16 protein-coding genes and 2 pseudogenes are annotated in these 20,209 nt (G+C 62.9%); 10 read left to right on the top strand and 8 right to left on the bottom strand.

Going from position 1 to position 20,209, the window contains the following annotated elements; all coding sequences use genetic code 11:
• Positions 1–42 precede the first annotated feature (42 nt).
• Both treA and AB4Y31_RS02355 read left to right on the top strand, forming a co-directional pair.
• On the top strand, positions 43–1,788 hold the full coding sequence (gene treA, locus AB4Y31_RS02360; protein ID WP_368672536.1) for an alpha,alpha-trehalase TreA: 1,746 nt from the start codon (positions 43–45) through the stop codon (positions 1,786–1,788).
• A 117-nt stretch (positions 1,789–1,905) separates the two neighbouring features.
• A complete protein-coding gene (locus tag AB4Y31_RS02355; protein WP_368672535.1) occupies positions 1,906–2,157 on the top strand; it encodes a hypothetical protein in 252 nt (83 codons plus the stop codon).
• Between the two features lie 84 nt (positions 2,158–2,241).
• On the opposite strand, the gene AB4Y31_RS02350 is transcribed toward AB4Y31_RS02355, so the two are convergent.
• Positions 2,242–3,375 (bottom strand): phospholipase D-like domain-containing protein, encoded by a 1,134-nt coding sequence (locus AB4Y31_RS02350; RefSeq protein ID WP_368672534.1) that lies wholly within the window; start codon positions 3,373–3,375, stop codon positions 2,242–2,244.
• Between the two features lie 301 nt (positions 3,376–3,676).
• Between AB4Y31_RS02350 and AB4Y31_RS02345 the strand changes: the two genes are divergently transcribed.
• The 4 genes from AB4Y31_RS02345 (at position 3,677) to AB4Y31_RS02330 (ending at position 6,502) form a co-directional block, all read left to right on the top strand.
• Positions 3,677–4,048: a hypothetical protein gene (locus tag AB4Y31_RS02345; RefSeq protein ID WP_368672533.1), complete on the top strand. Its 372-nt coding sequence runs from the start codon at positions 3,677–3,679 to the stop codon at positions 4,046–4,048.
• A 22-nt stretch (positions 4,049–4,070) separates the two neighbouring features.
• Positions 4,071–4,646 (top strand): TMEM175 family protein, encoded by a 576-nt coding sequence (locus AB4Y31_RS02340; protein ID WP_018442393.1) that lies wholly within the window; start codon positions 4,071–4,073, stop codon positions 4,644–4,646.
• A 181-nt stretch (positions 4,647–4,827) separates the two neighbouring features.
• Positions 4,828–4,953 (top strand): hypothetical protein, encoded by a 126-nt coding sequence (locus AB4Y31_RS02335; protein ID WP_018442394.1) that lies wholly within the window; start codon positions 4,828–4,830, stop codon positions 4,951–4,953.
• 880 nt (positions 4,954–5,833) lie between these two features.
• Positions 5,834–6,502 (top strand): response regulator transcription factor, encoded by a 669-nt coding sequence (locus AB4Y31_RS02330; protein WP_020566397.1) that lies wholly within the window; start codon positions 5,834–5,836, stop codon positions 6,500–6,502.
• 78 nt (positions 6,503–6,580) lie between these two features.
• On the opposite strand, the gene AB4Y31_RS02325 is transcribed toward AB4Y31_RS02330, so the two are convergent.
• Positions 6,581–6,976: a response regulator transcription factor gene (locus AB4Y31_RS02325; RefSeq protein ID WP_018442397.1), complete on the bottom strand. Its 396-nt coding sequence runs from the start codon at positions 6,974–6,976 to the stop codon at positions 6,581–6,583.
• A 208-nt stretch (positions 6,977–7,184) separates the two neighbouring features.
• Between AB4Y31_RS02325 and AB4Y31_RS02320 the strand changes: the two genes are divergently transcribed.
• A complete protein-coding gene (locus AB4Y31_RS02320; protein WP_368672532.1) occupies positions 7,185–8,720 on the top strand; it encodes a PAS domain S-box protein in 1,536 nt (511 codons plus the stop codon).
• Positions 8,721–8,775: 55 nt separating this feature from the next.
• Here AB4Y31_RS02320 and AB4Y31_RS02315 read toward each other — a convergent pair whose 3' ends face one another.
• Positions 8,776–10,110, bottom strand: coding sequence for a type II toxin-antitoxin system HipA family toxin (locus AB4Y31_RS02315; protein ID WP_368672531.1), 1,335 nt, complete (start codon positions 10,108–10,110; stop codon positions 8,776–8,778).
• A 92-nt stretch (positions 10,111–10,202) separates the two neighbouring features.
• Positions 10,203–10,409 (bottom strand): annotated as a pseudogene (locus AB4Y31_RS02310) (helix-turn-helix transcriptional regulator); the annotation flags it as partial.
• Positions 10,410–10,726: 317 nt separating this feature from the next.
• On the opposite strand from AB4Y31_RS02310, the gene AB4Y31_RS02305 reads away from it, so the two are divergent.
• Complete coding sequence (locus tag AB4Y31_RS02305) at positions 10,727–11,857, top strand: lactonase family protein (protein ID WP_368672530.1); 1,131 nt, start codon at positions 10,727–10,729, stop codon at positions 11,855–11,857.
• Positions 11,858–11,961: 104 nt separating this feature from the next.
• Positions 11,962–12,705: a FadR/GntR family transcriptional regulator gene (locus AB4Y31_RS02300; RefSeq protein WP_368672529.1), complete on the top strand. Its 744-nt coding sequence runs from the start codon at positions 11,962–11,964 to the stop codon at positions 12,703–12,705.
• Between the two features lie 29 nt (positions 12,706–12,734).
• Here AB4Y31_RS02300 and AB4Y31_RS02295 read toward each other — a convergent pair whose 3' ends face one another.
• Entirely contained in the window at positions 12,735–14,291 is a 1,557-nt protein-coding gene (locus tag AB4Y31_RS02295; protein WP_368672528.1) for a methyl-accepting chemotaxis protein, read from the bottom strand.
• Positions 14,292–14,605: 314 nt separating this feature from the next.
• Here AB4Y31_RS02295 and AB4Y31_RS02290 point away from each other — a divergent pair, with 314 nt between their 5' ends.
• Positions 14,606–15,853 carry a porin gene (locus AB4Y31_RS02290; RefSeq protein WP_368672527.1) on the top strand — a complete coding sequence of 416 codons (1,248 nt, stop codon included), beginning with the start codon at positions 14,606–14,608 and terminating at the stop codon, positions 15,851–15,853.
• Positions 15,854–16,128: 275 nt separating this feature from the next.
• Here the strand turns inward: AB4Y31_RS02290 and AB4Y31_RS02285 are convergent, their stop codons facing one another.
• The 3 genes and pseudogenes from AB4Y31_RS02285 to AB4Y31_RS02275 form a co-directional block, all read right to left on the bottom strand.
• A complete protein-coding gene (locus AB4Y31_RS02285; RefSeq protein WP_368672526.1) occupies positions 16,129–17,655 on the bottom strand; it encodes an aldehyde dehydrogenase family protein in 1,527 nt (508 codons plus the stop codon).
• 81 nt (positions 17,656–17,736) lie between these two features.
• Positions 17,737–18,090 (bottom strand): annotated as a pseudogene (locus tag AB4Y31_RS02280) (c-type cytochrome); the annotation flags it as partial.
• Positions 18,091–18,215: 125 nt separating this feature from the next.
• Positions 18,216–19,910, bottom strand: coding sequence for a PQQ-dependent dehydrogenase, methanol/ethanol family (locus AB4Y31_RS02275; RefSeq protein ID WP_368673428.1), 1,695 nt, complete (start codon positions 19,908–19,910; stop codon positions 18,216–18,218).
• Positions 19,911–20,209: the final 299 nt, after the last annotated feature.

The following is a 20,209-nucleotide window of genomic DNA, read 5'->3' as shown; positions in this document are numbered from 1 at the left end:
GAACGAGACCTGTGAAGTGTTCAGTCTTCCAACGGAGGAAACATGAGCATCCCATCACAATCTCGTCCCGATGCTGTGCCGGCAATCGAATTCCACGAACCCCAGCCGGTCAATTGCGCAGCGCCCTTCCCCGCCGTTCGCTTGTCGTCGTTTTCGCCGTTTTCGTCGGCACGTCACCGATATCCCTCGACGCGCCGCACCTTAGCGACGGCCGGCGTCGCCTGCGTCACGGCGCTTGCGTTCGCCTCCGCGACCTGCTTCGCCGACACGCAGGTCGGCGGCACGTTGCCGCCGCCGCCGGACGTTCTCTATGGCGATCTCTTCGTCGCCGTTCAGACCGCGCAGATATTCCCCGATCAGAAGACGTTCGTCGATTCGACGCCGAATACCGATCCCGCGACGATCGTCGAGCTCTACGAGTCGCAAAAGAATCAGCCCGGCTTCTCGCTGCAGGCGTTCGTGAACCAATACTTCACGCCGCCGCCCGATCAGAGCATCACGCCGCCCGCGGGCCAGACGCTGCGCGAGCACATCGATTGGCTATGGACCGGCCTCACGCGCACGACGACGACCGCGCCCGATTACAGCTCGCTCATCCCGTTGCCGAAGCCCTACGTCGTGCCGGGAGGGCGGTTCCGCGAAGGCTACTATTGGGACACCTACTTCACGATGCTCGGCCTGCAGGAGTCAGGGCACGAGGATCTCGTCGACGACATGCTCGACAACTTCGCCTACCTGATCAACACGTTCGGCCACATTCCGAACGGCAATCGCACCTACTACCTGAGCCGCTCGCAGCCTCCGTTCTTCTCGTACATGGTCGAGCTCGCCGCCCAGAAGGAAGGCAAGAGCGTCTACCAGAAGTATCTTCCGGCGCTGCGTAAGGAATACGCGTACTGGATGCAGGGCGAGAGCAGCACGCCGCGCGGCAGCGCGACGCGCAACGTCGTCGTGCTGAAGGACGGAACGGTCCTGAACCGATACTGGGACGAGCTCGACACGCCGCGCGACGAGTCGTATCTCGAAGACGTCCAGACGGCGCAGCAGGTAACGGACCGGCCGGCCAACGAGGTCTACCGCGATCTGCGCGCGACGGCCGAGAGCGGCTGGGATTTCAGCTCGCGGTGGTTCGGCGACAACCAGCATCTGTACACGGTGCGTACGACGTCGATCATCCCGGTCGATCTGAACAGCCTGTTGTTCCACCTCGAAACGACGATCGCGCACGGCTGCACGGTCGCGCGCGACTTCGGGTGTGTGGCGCGGTTCATCGAGCACGCGGCGAAGCGCGCGATCGGCATCAACCGGTATCTCTGGAACAGCAAGGGGTATTACGGGGACTACGACTGGCGGCTCGGCACACCGCGCGACAACCAGACACCAGCCATGCTGTACCCGCTGATGGCGGGGGTGGCTTACCCGGAGCGTGCGGCTAAAACCGCGCAAAGCGTCCAGAACTTGCTGTTGCGGCCAGGTGGTCTTGTGACATCGCTCTACAACACGGGACAGCAATGGGATGCCCCGAACGGCTGGGCGCCGCTGCACTGGATCGCGGTCAAGGGCCTGACGAAATACGGGCGCAGCGACCTTGCGCGGCTCATTGGCACACGCTTTCTCGCCGACATCGAAAATGTCTACTCGACGCAGCAAAAACTCGTCGAGAAATACGTGGTGGAAGGCGCAGGCGTTGGCGGTGGTGGCGGAGGCGAATATCCGCTGCAGGACGGCTTCGGATGGACGAACGGCGTCACACTAATGCTGCTCGATATGTACGGCGGCGGCCAGTGATGTAAGCACCGTGCGCGCCGGCGCCCTGAAGCCCGGCGCGCGGGTTGCTTGCTCTTGATCGAATCATCTCTCGCATGCGAACGCAACGGCGGGGTTGCCGCCAGGGAGCACAACGCGATGAAATCGATCAGCCTCAGACACATTGGACCCGCCGCGGTGCTCGCCGGGATGTGCGCGGCGGCCGTCGTGACCGCCGTGGCCGAACAGGCGCCCGGGGACGATAGCGCATCGATGGTCAAGCCGCCGCAGCCGCCAGCAAGCGGTGCGAATGCGCATAATCCCGACAATATGCCGGTCCACCGACCGAAACAGCCGACGAACGATCCTATCGCCCGCCCACCGCCTGCCAGTGCGGCCAATGCGAAGTAGCAAACGGGCGAGCTACCGGGGCCCGCGGGCCCGCCCGTGCCGAGGGACTACAAGGCCTGTGGCGACGGCGGGCCCGATGCCCCATCAATGAGCACGATACCGCTCGACGAGCCCCGCGATGTACTGATCGAACTCGGCACCGAGCTTCGGATCGGTCAGATTGACGACGTTTTCCGCATTACGGCGCGCGTTGCTCGAGAAGTTGAAGCTGCCGGTGTGAATTACTTTCTTGTCGACGACCAAGGTCTTGTTATGCATGAAGTTGTAAAAAGCATTGGCGGCGCTCGGATTGAACTTGCGTGAGTTCTTCGCGACGAGTTTCGCTTTCACCTGCTGCCACAATTGGGCCTTTTGCGACGAGCCATTGCCGTGCGCCCACGCTTTCTCGACGCCTGCCATCTGCGGCCCGTCATAGACGCCGCTGACTGCAATGCCCTTGCCGATCGCATCGACGAGCGCCTGCAGGACGAGGGCCGACGAAATGTCCATCGAGGCAACCGAAACGCTTTGTTTCGCCGTACCGATCAATTCGGCAATGCGCTCGTCGATCGAAGGGCCGTCGCCCGGCGAGAAATCGACCTCGAGGCTATCGCCCGATATCGTCAACTGTCCGTGATCGTTCTTGCCCGTGCCGGCAATGCGGCCGTATTGCCAAAGCTCGTCGAAATCGGTCGTGTAGTAGTGCGCCAGTTCACTCGCGCCGGTGAAGATCAAGACATTGTTGTCTTGCAAGCCCCAACCGTCTTCGGTGAAGTTGGCCGTGCCCATCCAGACGTCCTTGTCGTCGCGAATCATGTACTTGCTGTGCATGAGCGCGCCATCGCCTTCGATGGGCGCCGGCTCGACGCCTTCCGGTAGATCGTGGATGTCGATGGACTGAATGGCTTTCAATTGCACGTGCGTGCGTTCGTAGCCCTCGAAGACGGACGGACCGCTCTGGTCGCCCCCATAGAGTCGACGATGAGCGGAGTTGGTGCGCTTGGGCTCGTCGAAGTACGCGATCTTGACTTCGGCGTGTGCGGCGACTGCTGTCAGCGCTTCTCGAATCTGCTCTGCGACATCGCCGAAGAACTTGAAGTGATACGCCGCGATATGCAGGGTGCTCTTCGTTGCCTTGACGAACTCGCAGAACTTGTCCGCGGTGTCTTTCAAGTTCTTTTGATCTTCGGGCTTGGCGTTATTGTCGGCGCCGACCAGAAACAATGGCTCGATGGGCATCGTTAGTTCCTCCTTCTCCAAGTACGTGGAAGCCGCGCAGCCGCGCAGCGCTCAACTCCTTGCACGACGAGAGTTGGAGAACCTTTATAGGCTCGCAGTATTACCGTTTTACTACCGCTAGCCGCTCGGCTTCGTTAGGCTTCGTTTGATCGGTATCGCCCTTCGGCCAACGCCATTCCTTCGGCGTGACGAGCAGACCGTTCGATGACCGTTCGATTCTGCATCGCCCGACACGGCGGAGAACATACAATCGCTTCTTATCCGACATGCTGCCGAGCAAGGAAGCAGGAGGGACCGCCCGATGACCGACGCGCACAACGACGCTGAACCAACGCCCGTCACGCCGAAGACACGGCCTGCGCCCAGGATCGTGCCACCCGGATACCGCCAGGGCATCATCACCGCCATCACGGTTTTGCTGGGCTTTTCGCTGGCGTTCTGGCGATTCTGGGGCTTTGAAACCAGCGGCCGCTGGACACTGCGTTCAATATTGGCGGCGCTGCCATTGGTCATCGCCGTCTGCTTGCAGATCTTCGCGTTGTTCCGCTCGCTGCGCGTCGAGGACGATGAGGTTCCCGAGTACCGGAAGACGGTGCGATGGTTCCTTGCATCCGCCGCCGCGTTGCTGATCGGATTGCTGATCGCAATCGTCGATGCAGCCAGCGGCGATTGAGCGTTTGATCAGGAGCCGAACGATGGGAAAGGGACGCATTGAAGCATTCAGCGACGGGGTCATCGCGATCATCATCACGATCATGGTGCTCGAGATTCATGTGCCCCATGGATTCGATCTCGATGCGTTGAAGCCTGTCGCCCCGGTGTTCTTCGCCTACGTGCTCAGCTTCATCTATGTCGGCATCTATTGGAACAATCACCACCACATGTTCCATCTCGTCCAGCGTGTCGACGGCCTCGTCATGTGGGCCAACCTCCATTTGCTGTTCTGGCTGTCGCTGCTGCCCGCGGTCACCCATTGGATCGGCAACAGCCATCTCGCGCCGTGGCCGACGGCGCTATACGGGGCCATCCTCGTGATGTCGGCCATCGCCTACTTCATGCTGACTCGCGCACTGCTGCGGATTCACGGTCCCGAGTCGCCCCTCGCGCGTGCGGTCGGACGCGACGTGAAAGGGGCGATTTCCGTCGTCCTGTATCTGCTCGGCATTGCATCCGCCTTCTATCTGCCTGCCGCGTCCGTCTCGCTCTATGCGCTCACCGCGGCCATCTGGCTCGTGCCCGACAAGCGCGTGGAGCGGGTGCTCGAGCATTGAGCATCACGGAACGAGCGAGCTGCGATCGCACCGCCCACCATACAGTCGTATGACTCCGTCATGCTTATGAGCCTTCTGTGCGTCCACATGTACGATAGTGCCGGCGCCGCTCAGCCACTAATCTTGTATCCACGTCGAAGGCAATTGCGACCTAGGCGACAACACATTGGAGAGAGACGAGATGTTCCGGCTGAGCAATTGGATTTTCATCGGCAGCAACGCCTACGACGAATACACATACGTGCCGTGGCTCGGTAAGAACGTCTATCGTCGTACCGTGGATTTGAGGGCGATCACGTTGCTGTGATCGATCGAAGCAAACGAACGCGAGGGAGAACACCAGACAGCGCCTGAACGCATATTCCCCGCTTCACTCACCTGCTATTCCCCTTTTGGCTGCGCTTTCTCCAGTTGAGCGCGGCCTTTCTTTTTTGCGCAACTCGCTAATGAAGCTAGTTAAGCGCCATCGTCGGCACTCGGTTTGAGCGAAGAGACCCGCAGGGGAGAGCCTGCGTGCTGGCAACGAACGGAACGCAACGTATGGATCGCCGACGCGCGCGCGGCCGCGCGAGGGCAAGCTCGCACAGCCGCGAGGGAATGGGGTATCGAGGTGCTGAAGACCGGCGAACGAGCGTGCTTACCTCAACCGCCCTGCTCGCTGGAGAGTTTGAACACGCGAGCTGCGTCGCGTCCCGTGCGCAACATGCAGTGACCGGGCCATGAGGCCAAACGCATGGCGTGCTGCCGCGAAGGCCGCCGCCATGGGAGCGATGCGCGCAAGGACGGCCGTCCGATCAGCCGATGCCGCGCACGAGATCGATCTGGCCTGAGTGACATAGTGGATCACCGGGAATGCGTTGAGGGAACCATACCTACCGCGCACGTCCGAATCGAAACATCGTTCGTCCGCAGTGGGCTTCAAAGCGCCGTCGCGCCATAGACTGAAAAGTACGCTCGCACGCGCGCCACGACAAACATGCAAGAAGACGCCGCTTACCCACACTGGTTTGAACGGGTCATACACAAGTATGATTGCCAGTCCGTCACCCCACAGCGCGTAGGCCCGGTTCTCTTCGCGCGGCGCCTGGGGCTTCGCCCAATTCTTGCGGCGCCGCAGCAGGCCTATAATGGGTTTCCCCCTCGCGGCGAAGCGCTGCACGCCTTGCGGGGGTTTACGAGGAGCGTGCATGGTTTCCGCTCAGTCCCCTTCTTCGATGAAGACCGGTACCGAAACACCCGTCGTCTATATCGTGGACGACGAGGAATCGATGCGACTGGCGTTGAGCAATCTGCTGCGCTCGGTGGGCCTTTCGGTCGAAGCGTTCGGATCGGTGCGCGAGTTCCTCTCTTTTCCGAAAGCGAACGTGCCGAGCTGTCTCATCCTCGACGTCAGGCTTCGCGGCGAGAGCGGGCTTGCGTTTCAGCAGGATATGGCCCGCGCCGGACTGCACATTCCCGTGCTGTTCATGACGGGCTACGGCGACATCGAAATGTCCGTCAAGGCGATGCGCGCTGGCGCCCTCAATTTCTTTCCGAAGCCGTTTCGCGATCAGGACATGCTCGACGCCGTCACGGAAGCGCTCGCGCGCGACGGCGAACGGATAGCGGCCGAGCGGTCCGTCGCATCGCTGCGCACTGCCTACGAGTCGTTGACTCCGCGGGAACGCGAAGTCATGGAGTTCGTCATCGCCGGTCTGATGAACAAGCAAATCGCCGCGCAGATGAACCTCAGCGAGATCACCGTCAAGATTCACCGCGGACAGGTCATGAAAAAGATGGCGGCGCGCTCAGTGCCCGATTTGGTCCGAAAGGCGGAAGCACTCGGCGTCGAACCCCATCGGACGCGGACGTCTTAGCTTGCGCGCGAAACGGTGGCGCAAGCTGCCGCTCTCGGCCGCTCAGGCCGCTTCGCGCGGCTGCATCGGCGCCAACACTCAGCGATCTCCCGTGGCGGCACCCGTGGCAAGGGTCAGATAGTGCGCGAGCGCTTCGGCGTCGACGGGTTTTTCCAGCAGCGCCAATGCGCCGCGCGCCGCGATCTGCTCGCGCAGCGAATCAGTGGCGAATGCGGTCACGAAAATCGTCGGCGGCGCCTGCCCGCTAGCCGTTAAACGGTCGTGCATCTCGATCCCCGACATCCCCGGCATCTTGATGTCCGAAATAAGACATGTCGACTCGGCGGCGTCAGCTTGTTGGGACACCGACCGCAGGTACTGCTCGGCGGATTCGAAGACCGTCGCCGACCAGCCGAGCGAGCGCACGAGGCTCGCGATCGCGTACCGCGAGGCCTCGTCGTCGTCGACAATCGAGATAGTTCGGACGGAGTGCATAAACGAGTTCGGTTGACGGACGGCGGGGGTCGCCTCGCGCGTCGGAAGTCTTTGAAGCCTAAGCGTAATCCCCGAGCGGCCCGGCGCACATCATACTGACGTATGGCGTTAGGATTGCCCGTATAGGGCTTTGAAAAGAGCGAGGCCTGCCGCGGCGCGTCGCGCTGGCGCTCGCCTTGCCTCGGGCCCCGTGGGGGAGGGACAAAAAGTGGACGATCGCAAGCGCGCCGAAGATGCGTTGCGCGAGAGCGAGGCCCATTGGCGGGAGGTGTTCGAGCACAACCCGGTCATGTATTTCATGGTCGACGACAAGGGCGTCGTCATTTCCGTCAATGCGTTCGGCGCCGCGCAGCTCGGCTATGAAGTGAGCGAACTCGTCGGCAAGCCCGTCCTCGGCGTCTTCCTCGACGAAGATCGCCCCTTCGTGCTGCGGAACATGGCTGTCTGCCTCGAGAATCCGGGGCGGCCGCACAGTTGGGAAGTCCGCAAAATTCGAAAGAACGGCACCGTGCTCTGGGTGCGTGAAAACGCCAAGGCCGTGAAGCGGGCGAACGGCTTTCTCGTGCTGGTCGCTTGCGAAGACATCACCGAGCGAAGACGGACGGAAGATGCGCTGCGGCAAAGCGAGATGTATCTGGCCGAAGCGCAACGGCTGAGCCGCACCGGGAGCTTCGGCTGGCGAGCGACTAAAGGGGAGCTCGTCTGGTCCGCGGAAACGTTCAGGATCTTCGAATGCGATCCGACGCTGAAGCCCAGCGTCGAGCTCGCCCTCGAGCGCACGCATCCCGACGATCGAAACTTTCTGCGGCAGTTCCTGAAAGGCGTCGCGCGTGAGAGCAAGGATTGGGAAGTCGACCATCGGCTGCTCATGCCGGACGGCCGCGTGAAGGACGTTCGAGCCGTGGCGCATGCGGTGCGAGACGACGAAGGGGGTCTCGAATTCATCGGCGCCGTAATGGACGTCACCGACTTGCGAAAGGCGGCCCAGGAACTGCATAACGCTCGAGCCGAGCTCGCGCATGTCACGCGCGTGACGGCGCTCGGCGAGCTGAGCGCCGCAATTGCCCATGAAGTGAACCAGCCGATCGCGGCGATCGTCACCGATGCGCGAGCGGCGCTCAATTGGCTGGCTCACGAGCCGCCCGAGCTGGAGGAAGTCCGGCAGGCGCTCTACCGGATCGGTAAGCAAGGCAGCCGGGCAGCCGACGTCATCGGTCGGATCCGCGATCTCGTCAAGAAAGCGCCGATGACCAAGGTTGCGGTGGACATCAACGAAGCGGTCCGGGAGGTGCTGGCGTTGACGCGCGGCGAGATTTCGAGCTCCGGTGCCACCTTGCGGATGTCGCTCGCCGAGGACTTGCCGCTCGTCCAGGCCGATCGCGTACAACTCCAGCAGGTGCTGCTGAACCTGATCGTCAATGCGCTGCAGGCGATGGCCGGCGAGGTGCAAGGGCCGGACGAGCCGCCGGAGCCGCGAGAGTTGCGGATCACGACCGCTCACGCGGAGCCGAGCGGGGTGCGGGTCTCGGTGCAGGACTCGGGGCCTGGCCTGCCCCCCTCGCTGATGGACCGCATCTTCGCGCCGTTCTACTCGACGAAGCCGGGCGGGCTCGGGATGGGGCTATCGATCTGCCGTTCGATCATCGAGGCCCACGACGGACGTTTGTGGGCGACGGCCGGCGAGCACCGCGGGGCGGTATTCCACTTCGTCGTACCGGCGGCCCCGTGGTCCCAATCGAGTTGAACGACACCGGACCGATGCTCCGTCGCCCCATGATGCACGTTTGAGCCCGTGGGACTCACGCGGCGACAAACATCTGGCACTGACGGCGCATGCCGGCGAAAATCGTGTCGGCGACGTCCATCGGAAACTCGCGCGGCAAGAGAGCGGCGACCTCGTCGATGACGGACTCTGTTCGGGCGTGCAGCATAGCCATCATGTCCTCGACTTCCTTGGCGGCGAAACCGACGCGCTCGCCCTGGGCGAGCCAGTGGCGGCGCTGAATCTGTTCGATCGCATAGTGGCTGTTCTTGCTGCGAACGGCCATTGCCAGTCTGGCCCTCTGCGGGGACAATTGGTTCTTCCCTTTGCCGATGATCGGATGGGCCGACAGCACGTCATAGAGCGGGGTCGCCCGGTAGTAGCGATCGCCGGCAAGCAAGGCAATGCTGAAGTTCTTCGCGTGCCCGTCGATGGCAGCAAGCAGCCAGAAAACCAGTTGGGCCTGAAAGAAATTTCGCGTGTCCACGTCGGCACGATCGGAGCCGGAAAGCACGGCCATTATCTTGTCGATGCCGGGGCCGCCTTCCGATTCGTACTTGCGATTCGCGGACGTACCCGTCGCCTGACACATGTCTTCTTGCGGCAGCCGAAGAAACCACGTTTTATCGTTCGAGAGCCTGCGATCAAACCGTTCGACGACGAGCACTTTCTGGTCTTCGAATCGTTGAATCTCGCACCGGGCAATGGGCAAGCCATACGCGGCAACGATCTTGGAGCAAAGCCATTCGTTCTCGACCGACGTCCGCATGTCGGCCTGCATGTTGCCGACGAGGCCGAGCGGCAGTTTCAAAATGTGCGTCGTCGGGGTGCTACCGACAGGAAGGAGCCAACGACCTTGATGCCAAAGTAGTGCCGTTTTCTCCTGCGCGCCGGCGATCGAGAGGCGGAGATCGTCGACGAACTCGTGCGCGCCCGGAATAGGAGCCGCAGTGGTATCGCGCAACAGATGCGCGATGTCGCTCTCGGTCAGCGCACGCCCTTGGATCGTCCGCACATCTTCCGGCACCTCCTCGGAAGGCAGCATCTGGATCGCTCCCACGCAGTCGCGGCCCAGTTTGGCCAACAGTTGAAATGCCGACGTGCCGTCGGCCTTGTATCGCGTGGCGATACGGCGACGGATCTGCTCGCTGTCCGGAAGAAGATTGTCGAAATAGCTCTGAACGATCGCCCCGTGATACGGCTGGTTGCCGGGCGTGAACGGCAAGGACAAGGAAAGGGGGCGCCCTTGCGGATTCTCGATCCAGTCGGGCCGATATCGGAACCGTTCACCGCCGTACGTGCTTTCCCAGTGGCCGACCGGCAGGCCGTTAATCCATAAGTCAAGACGATTTGCGCGCGTGCGGCGTGCCATTGCTACCAATTCTCCCGATCGTTTTCGAGCCCACCCGGCTCAGGGGTGCGCGGTTGATGGGCGGTCGGCTCGCCAGAGCGAGCCGCTCTAGGGCTGAGCACCAGGTCGACGTTCAGCACGCGCAAGACGCGGAACAAGCGCTCGAAGCTGGCCGACGCTGGATTGGCTTCGAGTTGCGCGTAGGTTTGCTGCGTCACGCCAAGGCGGCTGGCCATCTTAGCCTGCGTCAATCCCGCTGACTTGCGGAACCCTAGAAGAATCGGACGTAGCTGAGCCAGCGTGGTGATGGGAAAGTCCATGGCGATTACCTCGGCAGCCGAGCACAGGCTGTTCCCTGTTAATTGATATAACAGTCTATCTTTTGTAATTCGTCAGTACAAGGTAAACCCTGTAGAGCGCACTATCCGCGCAGTGCTTACAGGCGATCCATTGTATTTAGAAAATACAGCCTTTTCCCTGTAAATTCGCTGACAGCACCGCATGCGGCGTAGAGAGCGAAACGGAATAACTTGCGACGAGTCATACGATGTATTATCACGAGCGCCAGCTTCCGGAAACAACTGAGGTAGGACGACTTGATAGTCAAGCGGCCCACCCCACTAACAAAGGAGACCTCGTGAACCGCCATCCGCTCGGCCGACGCCCGACCCGCCGCTCCGCGGCAACCCGCATCCTCCGCACCGCGCTAGTCGGCCTCGCCGCCTCGACGTTGTTCTCGGCCGCGCACGCCTCGCGCACCTACGTCTATGTCTCGAACGCCGATAGTCAGGACATTTCGGCGTACAGCCTCGACGATGCCAGCGGCGCGCTTTCGCCGATCCAGACGCTGAACGTCGGCGGCACCGCCATGCCGCTCGCGCTCTCGCCGAACCATCATCGCCTTTATGTCGGCCTGCGCTCCAAGCCGTATCGCGCCGCCACGCTCGCCATCAATCCGCTCGACGGCCACCTGCTGCCGCTCGGCGACGCATCGCTGCCGGAAAGCATGGCCTACATCTCGACGGACGCGACGGGCCGCTACCTGCTCGCGGCCTCTTACGGTGGGAACATGCTTTCGTTGAGCCGCATCGACGCCAACGGCATCGCGCAAGCCGCCCAGCAGACAGTGCCGACCGGACCGATGGCCCACTCGATTCGCACGGCGCCCGACAATCAGTATGCGTTCGCTTCCGTGCTCGGCGCCGACGCATGGCTTCGGCTCAAGCTCGACACCGAGCGCGGCATGCTCGTCGAAGACGCGGCACCCGCCTATTCGCTGCCGGCGAAATCGGGCCCGCGCCACTTCGTGTTCTCGAACAACGGCCGCTTCGTCTATTTGATCGACGAACTCGACGGCAAGCTGCACGTGCTCGCCTTCAATCCGTCGATGGACAAGGCGAAGCCCATTCAGACGATCTCGATTCTGCCGTCCGACTTCGACAAGCAGGCGAAGCCGTGGGGCGCCGATGTTCACCAGACGCCGGACGGCAAATTCGTGTACATCTCGGAGCGCACCTCGAGCACGCTCGGCGGATATCGCGTCGATGCCTCGACCGGCAAGCTCACGCGCTTCGGCACGTGGCCGACCGAGAAGCAACCGCGCGGGTTCGGCATCGATCCCTCGGGGCGCTATCTGTTCGCCGTCGGTCAGTTGTCAGACCACCTCACGGTCTACCGCATCGACGCCAAGACGGGAGCGCTGACGGCCGTTACCCGCGTGGCGACTGGGAAGAACCCTAACTGGGTTGAGTCGGTAAATTTCGAATAGCAAAATAAAAGCGTAGGCGCGGGGGGCGGTTGTCAGACGACATTCGCCCCCCTCGTTATAATGGACGACGTTTTCCCTATAAGCTGTTCCGAAGAGGTCCACCGATGTCAGCGCCGTCTTCCGCCGCCGCCGCACCCCGTCGCGCCCGCAATCTGGCCGAGTTCGTCGTCAATCGACTGACCGAGCAGATCGAATCGAGCGCGCTGAAGCCAGGCGACAAGCTGCCGACCGAATCGCAGCTGATGGAAACGATGAACGTCAGCCGTACCGTCATCCGCGAAGCGATCTCGAGGCTGCAAGCGGCCAAGATGATCGAAACGCGGCATGGCATCGGCAGCTTCGTACTCGAAACGACGGGCAAAGGGCTCGGCCTGGACGTCGCGCCGGGCACGACGCTGCGCGACGTACTGGCGATCCTGGAGCTGCGCATCAGCCTCGAAACCGAATGCGCGGGGCTCGCCGCCCAGCGCGCGCAGCCCGACGACATCGCGCGCATTCGCGCGGCGCTCGATGCGCTGACGGCCTCGCGCAAAGGCGGCCCGGAAAGCGTCCAGCCCGACTTGCAGTTTCATATTTCAATCGCACGCGCCACGGGCAACCGTTATTTCGTCGATATCCTCACGCAGCTTGGGACGGCGTTGATCCCGCGCGAGCGCGTCGACTCGGCGAGCATCGCGCACGAAGATCCTGAAGTCTATCTGTCCATCGTGAACCGTGAGCACGAGGCGATCCTCGATGCGATCGCCCGGCACGATGCGGAGAGCGCCCGCGCGGCGATGCGGATGCACCTGTCCAACAGCCGCGAGAGACTTCGCCACGCGAGCAGGCGGACCGACGGCTCGGATTAAGCGGGCGAGGCTCGTCGCCCTTTCTTTCTTCAGGCTGCACTCAGGCGGAACGCGGCAACTGCCTGCGCCGTCGCACTCGCCTGCTGCTCGAGCGCGCTCGCCGCGGCCGCCGATTGTTCGACGAGCGCGGCGTTCTGCTGCGTGACCTGATCCATCTGGCTCACGGCCTGGCCGACCTGCTCGATGCCGATGCTTTGCTCGGCAGTTGCCGATGTGATCTCGGCCATGATCGTCGCGACCTCGCCGACCGCCGCGACGATTTCGCTCATCGTACGCCCGGCTTCGGCGACGAGCGCGTTGCCGTTCTTCACGTCTTCGACTGATGCGCCGATCAAGGTCTTGATCTCTTGGGCGGCCGCGGCGCTGCGCTGCGCGAGCGATCGCACTTCGCCCGCGACGACGGCAAAACCGCGCCCGAGCTCGCCCGCGCGCGCCGATTCGACGGCCGCATTCAGCGCGAGTATGTTGGTCTGGAATGCGATGCTGTCGATGATGCCGGTGATGTCCGCGATCTTTTGCGAGCTGGCCGATACGGCATTCATCGTCTTGACGGCTCGCTCGACGACGTCGCCGCCGCGCGCCGCGACTTCGGCCGCGCTCGATGCGAGGCCGCTCGCCTCGCGCGCGTTGTCGGCATTGCGCTTGACGGTCGACGTGAGCTCTTCCATGCTCGCCGCCGTTTCCTCGAGCGATGCCGATTGCTGCTCCGTCCGGCTCGACAGATCGAGGTTGCCCGCGGCGATTTCGCGGGCGGCGGTATGGATCGCGTCGCAATTCTCCCGCACGCCGGAGACTGCCTGCCAGAGGCCTTGCCGCATGCGCCGCATCGCCGAGAAAAGCTGCCCGATCTCGTTCGCGCCGGCTTGCGGCACGTCGACGGTCAGGTCGTTCGCGGCGATCCGGTCGAGCACGGCCGCCGCCTGCCGCAGCGGCGCGATGACGATACGCCGCAGGGCAAAATGCGTCGCGACGATCACCGCCAGCGCGAGCGCAACGCCCACCACCACCATGGTGAAGACCCAGCGATACTCGCGCTCGGATTGCGCGGCCAAATCGTCGGCGAGCGCATGGGAAAGCTTCTGAAACTTTTCGACGGCTTGGGAGTAAGCGATCCCGTCGTTGCGGATGTCGCGGTCGTTGATCACGACGTAGGCGGCGGTGTCGTCGTTTTGCAACGCTTGGAAGGCGGCTTTCAGATGGACGGCGAGCCGATCCGATGCATCGAGCAACTGTTGTTTCAGCGCATCATCGAGCCCCTCGAAGCCCGCCGCCCGGCGAAAGGCCTCGGTCTCCTCGGCGGCACGATCGATGGTGACCTGCGCGCTCTTCAGCGCCTCATCGCGCGTGCTCTTGTCGCCGTTCTCCTTGAGCGCCGCATAAGCCCTCGTCAGCGCCGAGCGGGTCCGCGTCGTGTCTTTGTAGCCGTCATTGACGAGGATGACCTGCCGCGCCATGTCACGCTCGTGCGTGGCGCTGGCGTTGGCGCGTTCGAGCGCCCCCACACTGACGAAGCCGCCGATCACCATCATTGCCGCAAACAACACCAGGGCCACCAGCAGGCTGCCTCGCACGGTCCAATTGCGCATTTCTTCTCCTGTCTTTCTGTTCTAGGTCCAGAGCCGCTCACGCGCTGACATCCGCCTGACGCCGGCTTGCATCGGCCGCTGAACGCAGTGGCACGCCCCCCGGTGGCGTGCGATCAGCGGCCGGGCGCCCATCATATGTTGTCCGACTACTATCAGCCAACAAATGATTACATAGAGATTTTCCCTAATGCCTCCAAACGATCCGACCCGCCGAAAATGCTGTCGGTTCGCTGTTGTACGATGACTTATAAGCGTCACAAAAGTCGCTGTAGGTCGCAAATCAAAACGTAAAGTCTCGAAAGCTTGGAGATCTGATGAAGAAGCGTGTACTTACCACGATGGTCGCGATGGCTGTCACCGGGCTCGCCGCTGGCGCCGCTAACGCCCAGAGCAGCGTGACGCTGTACGGTATCGTCGATGCAGGCCTTGGCTATATCAACAATTCGTCGTCGACCGGCGCGAAGACCGGCGGCGCCCACGTGTTCAAGATGCTCAACGGCGTCTGGGCGGGCAGCCGTTTCGGCCTGAAGGGTGCGGAAGACCTCGGCGGCGGTACTAAGGCGATCTTCCAATTGGAAGAAGGCTTCAACAGCGCGACGGGCGCCCAGGCTGTCACCAACCTCGCGTTCAACCGCCAAGCTTACGTCGGTGTGACGAACGACGCCTACGGTACGTTGACGCTCGGCCGTCAGTACACGCCTTATTACACCCTGCTCTCGCCGTGGAGCCCGACGACGTGGCTGACGGGCGCGTTCGGCGCACACCCGGGTGATATCGACTCGCTCGACACGAGCTACCGCACCAATAACGCCGTCGTCTATACCTCGCCGACGCTCTACGGCTTGACGGTGAGCGGTATGTACGCGCTCGGCGGCGTCGCCGGCAGCGAAGCGACCGATTCCGTATGGAGCTTGGCCGCGCAATACAAGGCGGGTCCGTTCGGCCTCGGCGTCGGTTACCAGCATATCAACAACACGCGCACGAGCAGCGCCGCCTGGAATTCGGCCACCGCCAACGGCAGCGGCACCGGCATCGCGGACACGAGCAACGAACCGGCCGTGTCGGGCATCAACAACGGCTACAAGTTCGCACGCGCGCAGCAACGTATCGGCGTGACGGGCGGCTGGCAGTTCACCCCGAACTTCGACATTTCGTTCTCGTACACGAACGTCCAGTACCTCCCGGGTGCCGGTTCGGGCTTTACGAACGAAGCCGTCTTCAACACGGCTGGCGCCGTGGTGCACTGGAAGGCCATGCCGACGCTCGACCTGGCCGCTGGTTACAGCTACACGCGTAAGGCCGCGGCTGACGGCGCGGGTAGCGCGACGTACAACCAGTTCAACCTGTCGCAGTTCTACTCGCTGTCGAAGCGCACCGGCATCTACGTGCTCGAAGCGTATCAGCACGCGTCGGGTCAAACGCTTAGCGCGACGAGCAGCACGACGACCGGTGCGACCACCATCTCTGTCGTGAATGCAACGGCGAACATCGGCGACGGCATCGGCGCATCGACGACGAAGAATCAAATCGCCGTCGGCGCCGGCATCATCCACAAGTTCTAAGCAACACCAACGCGCGCGGTCGCCTTCGGGCGTCGCGTTGCTCTTGCGCGCCTCAGGGAGCATCGTTACGGGGCTCCCCGAGGAAGTCCCCTCGGGGACCTGTGGGTCCGCGGAGCGTCAACCGCTCCGCTCTGTACGTGCAATTCACGCCGGGTTCCGAGACACCCGGCGTTTTCTTTTTGGTCGGCGCCGTTCAGCGATCGGCAGGCCCCCATCGGCTGCCATCCGCATGACGACCGCCGCCCCTCCCGCCGGCTGCGATACCCTGCTTCCGATCAGAAGAAGCCGAGCGGCTTCGCGTCGTAGCTGACGAGCAGACACTTCGTCTGCTGGTAGTTCGAGAGCGCCATCTTGTGCGTCTCGCGTCCGATGCCCGACTGCTTGTACCCGCCGAACGCGGCATGCGCCGGATAAAGGTGGTAGCAGTTGGTCCATACGCGACCGGCTTCTATTTCCCGGCCCATGCGATACGCGCGCGTGCCGTCACGCGTCCACACGCCGGCGCCGAGTCCGTAGTAGGTGTCGTTCGCGAGCTCGATCGCTTCGGCTTCGTCCTTGAACGTCATCACCGATGCGACGGGGCCGAAGATCTCCTCCTGGAACACGCGCATTTTGTTGTTTCCAAGCAGCATCGTCGGCATGACGTAATAGCCGCTTGCGAGACCCTCGGCCGGGCTCCTGCGCTCGCCACCCGTCAGGCAAGTCGCGCCCTCGCCCCGGCCGATATCGATGTACGAGAGGATCTTGTCGAGTTGCTGCTGCGATGCCTGTGCGCCGATCATCGTGCCGGGATCGAGCGGATGGCCGGCTTTGATCGCCTGCACGCGCGCGATGGCCTTCTCGATGAAACGCTCGTAGATCGACTCCTGAATCATGACGCGCGACGGACACGTGCAGACCTCGCCCTGGTTCAGCGCGAACATCGCGAGGCCTTCGAGCGCCTTGTCGAGGAACGCATCGTCGCGATCGAGCACGTCGGCGAAAAAGATGTTCGGGCTCTTGCCGCCGAGCTCGACCGTCGACGGAATCAGATTCTCGGCCGCGGCACGCAAAATATGCTTGCCGACCGGGGTCGAGCCGGTGAACGCGATCTTCGCGACACGCTTGCTCGTCGCGAGCGCTTCGCCGGCCTCTTTGCCGAAGCCGTTGACGATGTTGATCACGCCCGGCGGGAACAGGTCGCCGATGAGCTGCATCAGCACGAGCACGGAGGCCGGCGTCTGCTCGGCGGGCTTCATGACGATGCAGCAGCCGGCCGCGAGCGCCGGCGCCAGCTTCCAGGCCGCCATGAGCAGCGGGAAATTCCACGGAATGATCTGGCCGACCACGCCGATCGGCTCATGGAAATGGTAGGCGACCGTGTTGTCGTCGAGCTCGGAGATCCCGCCCTCCTGCGCCCGGACGCAACCCGCGAAGTAACGGAAGTGGTCGACGGCGAGCGGCAGGTCGGCGGCCATCGTCTCGCGCAGCGGCTTGCCGTTGTCGATCGTCTCCGCCACGGCGAGCAGCTTCAGGTTCTTCTCCATGCGTTCGGCCGCGGCGAGCAGAAGATTGGAGCGCTCGGTCGCCGACGTCTTGCCCCACTTGCGGCGAGCCTTGTGCGCGGCGTCGAGCGCGAGGTCGATATCGGCCGCACCGGAGCGCGGCACGCGGCAAAACGGCTTGCCGTTGATCGGCGAGAGGTTGTCGAAGTATTCGCCGCCAACGGGCGGCACCCACTTGCCATCGATGTAGTTCTCGTATTGCTTCGCGTACGGGTACTCGATATCGAGGCCAAGCTTCTTCAGGTCGAACATGTCCATCGCGTGTCTCCTTTGAGTCACAGATTGTTGGCGCTTACGCGCTTGCAGCGTTCATTCGCTTGACGGCAACGGCCAGCCGCTTCATTGCCCCGGGCCGGCGACGAGCGGCGTCGACGACGTGCGCGCCATATCGGCGGTGAGCTTCGTCGCTTTCGCGCGATATCCGTTCGAATACAGCAGGAAGGCCATGATGTCGGCGTACTCCTGATCCTTCATCTGGCCGGGGCGATCGGCCGGCATGTTCGACGACATGTACTTGTAGATGCCGCCGATCGTCAGGTGGGAGTGGCCGGCGGGCGCGAACGCCGGGCCGCTCAGGGCCGGCCCCGCCATGCCCTGCAGGCTCGCGCCGTGGCATTTCGCGCAGGCGCTCGAATAGAGGCTCTTGCCATGGGCGACCTGAGCGTTATCGAAGGACGGCACGTTCGCGGATGCCGTCGTCGTCGCATCGGCCGGTGCGCCGGACGCCGCCCCCATGGTGCCTGCGAGCAGTACCCCTGCAAGGGCGAACGAGTTCAATCGAATCTTCATGGTGTTGCGCTCCAGCTTGAAAAAAACAATCAGCGTTTGCCAAGCGCGAACACGTAGAGCGTGCCGCCGCGCGGAACCTTGTCGGCGACTTTCGCCATCGGGCCTCCCCAGATCGGGTTTGCGCCGCCGTAGCCGGCGAGAACCGCGACGTATTCCTTGCCGCCGGCTTCGAACACGGACGGCTGAGCGACGATGCCGCTTGCGAGTTGGGAGCTCTTCCAGAGCACCTTGCCGGTCTTCTCGTCGAAGGCGTAGAGGTGGCCGTCCAGCGCGCCGGAGAAAAGCAGGCCGCCCGCCGTCGTCACGATGCCGCCGTTCCAGGGCATCTTGCTCCAGTGACTCCAGACCTTCTTGCCGGTGTTGGCATCGATCGCCACGAGCTCGCCAAAGCCTTTGCTCCCCGGTTCGGGATGGATAGTGAAACCCTCGCCGAGGTAAGGCAGCCCTTCCATGTAGTCGATGTCCTTGCCCGATAGCTGCATGCAGCCATGCAGCGCGGGAACGAACGCGAGATGCGTGGCGGGATCGTAGGACTTCGACCACCAGTTCGTGCCGCCGAGGAAGCTCGGGCAGGTGTCGATCGTCGTGCCGACTTTCGGGTACATCGCCGAATCCTGGATCGGCGTGCCGTCGGCCTTATAGCCCGTCACGGACGTGACTTTCACGAACGGCTTCGCATAGATGAGCTTGCCCGTCTGGCGATCGATCGCATCGAAGAACCCATTGCGATCGAAGTGCAGCAACGCGTCGTAATCCTTGCCCTCATACTGGATCTTCGCGAACATGCCCGGATTGACGCCGTCGTAATCCCACGTGTCGTTGCGCGTGTACTGGAAGTGCCATTTGATGTCCCCCGTCTTCGCATCCATCGCGAGCATCGAATCCGAATAGAGGTTGTCGCCGGGGCGCGTCGAGGCCAGCCACGGCCCCGGATTGCCGACGCCCCAGTAGAGCGTCTTCGATTCGGGATCGAAGGTGCCCGTCATCCAGGCCGCGCCTCCGCCGTGCTCGTACATCCCCTTCGGCCAGGTATCGCCGCCCTTCTCTTGCGGCGCGGGGATCGTGTTGCGCTTCCAGAGAACGGAGCCGTCATCGGCGCTGACGGCAACGATGAAGCCGCGCGCACCGTATTCCCCGCCCGAGTTGCCCACGACGATGGCGCCGTCGAGGGCGAGCGGCGCAAGCGAAAACGCGTAGCCCGTGCCAGGGTCGAACATCTGCTTCTTCCATTTCACTTCTCCGGTCTGCGCGTCGAGCGCGACGATGTCGCCGTTCAGCATCGCGACATAGACGTTCTTGCCGTAGAGCGCGACGCCACGATTGACGACGTCGCAGCACGCGTTCTTGAAGGCCTCGGGACCGAGCTTCGGATCGTAGTGCCACAGCGACTTGCCGGTGATCGCATCGAACGCGTAGACGTTGTCCTTCGGCCCCGTCACGAACAGGTAGCGACCGTTCACGATCGGCGTCGCCTCGAAGCCCTGCTGGAGTTCCGCCGGGAACTTGTAGCTCCAGACTTGCTTGAGCCCGGCGACGTTGGAGGTATCGATCTGCTTGGCCGGCGAATGCGAGCGGCCGTCGTAGGCGCGGTAATAGGTGAGCCAGCCTGGATCGTCCTGAGCGTGTGCGAGACGCTCGTACGTCACCGGCGGATATTCGTCGGCTGCTGCTGCGCGCTGCGCGCCGAGACTCAGAACGCCGGCGAGTGCGCTCGCAAGTGCCATCGCCGTAATGGCTGAGGCCGGACCTCTACTCATGTCTGTCTCCTGATGGATGTATCGATTCGTGTTGCCGTAGCTGCGTCGTCCATAACGACGTCATCGGCAATGCACTGTCGCTCCGCGGTTGCTGTGCGTTGGTTGGATCGCGGTGCGGCGCTCTACGCAACTCATATGCCATTGGCCCGCAACGCTTGATGCGCGTTGGCCTCGCGGCACATGGGCTCACTTTTTCATGCGTCGATCGACAGCGTCGTTGCGACGCATCGCTGTCTCAACATGGAACAGTTGGGACGGATCTGTTC

Source organism: Trinickia sp. EG282A (genome assembly GCF_040965455.1).
Lineage (GTDB): Bacteria > Pseudomonadota > Gammaproteobacteria > Burkholderiales > Burkholderiaceae > Trinickia > Trinickia symbiotica.
The sequence above is the reverse complement of the archived record's forward strand: the minus strand, read 5'-3'. Positions and strand labels throughout refer to the sequence as shown.